This is a genomic window from Streptococcus sp. CCH5-D3, from assembly GCF_001556435.1.
Lineage (GTDB): Bacteria > Bacillota > Bacilli > Lactobacillales > Streptococcaceae > Streptococcus.
In genome coordinates, this window is record NZ_LSIW01000055.1 from 1 (window position 1) to 231 (window position 231).

At 45.0% G+C, this 231-nt stretch carries 1 pseudogene; it reads left to right on the forward strand.

Annotated elements, in window-relative coordinates:
• Positions 1-231 (forward strand): annotated as a pseudogene (locus AX662_RS10690) (LPXTG cell wall anchor domain-containing protein); the annotation flags it as partial.

A 231-nucleotide genomic window follows, 5' to 3' on the forward strand; every position in this document is an offset into this window, starting at 1 on the left:
GGAGAGCGTTTCAAGTTCTTTGAGTGAATCCTTGAAGACAAGCGTCTCACAAAGTGAGTCCGCTTCAGAGAGTGCGTCATTGAGTGTTGAGAAATCAGCAAGTGTTTCAAGTTCCTTGAGTGAGTCCTTGAAGACAAGCGTCTCACAAAGTGAGTCAGCCTCAGAGAGTGCGTCTGTTTCAGAATCACAATCTGTATCAAATTCTGAATCCGCTTCAGAGAGTGCTTCAGT